General features: G+C 46.8%; 1 protein-coding gene. It reads left to right on the forward strand.

Going from position 1 to position 730, the window contains the following annotated elements; genetic code table 11:
• Positions 1-712, forward strand: a 712-nt coding sequence (locus Xedl_RS19905; RefSeq protein WP_244149788.1) for a reverse transcriptase domain-containing protein, incomplete at its 5' end; no start/stop codon positions are given.
• Between the last annotated feature and the right edge of the window lie 18 nt (positions 713-730).

A 730-nucleotide genomic window follows, 5' to 3' on the forward strand; every position in this document is an offset into this window, starting at 1 on the left:
TAAACAGATATCCGACAATGTGTGCGGATGTCCCCAAGGGTCAATCGTATCGTCAATACTTGCCAATATCTACCTGCACTATGTGATAGATGAATGGTTTGATGAAATCAGCCGTTCACACATTCATGGTCGGGCAGAAATGGTAAGGTACGCTGATGATAGGGTGTTTACCTTTGAGTTCCTGAGTGAGGCAAAACGCTTTTATAAGATATTACCAAAACGACTGAGTAAATACGGTCTGGCGTTGCACAGTGACAAATCGCAATTAATTCCGGCGGGTCACGTTGCAGCAATGAGAGCTAACCAGTCTGGCGGACGCTTACCTACGTTTAACTTTCTGGGATTTACCTGCTATTGGGGGGTATCGCGAAAGGGTTTCTGGCGACTGAAGTTGACCAGTCGAAAAGACCGTTTTGCCGCCAAATTGAAGGGGCTCAGGGACTTCCTCTGGAAGAACCTGAATACACCTGACAAAAGGCGTGTTCTGACCATCGTCATCAGGGTTATCAAAGGCTGGATAAATTATCACGGTATTTCTGATAACCAGAGACGAGTCGGGCAATTTATCTACCAAAGCAGGCGGGTACTCTACAGATGGTTTAACCGGAAGGGAGGGCGTCGGGGGCTAACGTGGGAAAAGCTGACTTTGATCCTGAAAGTGCTGGGTTATCCTTCAAGCTGGAAAGTCCATTCAATGTTCAATTCTTGCTGAATAGGTGTGACGACTGGG

Source organism: Xenorhabdus eapokensis, from assembly GCF_001908105.1.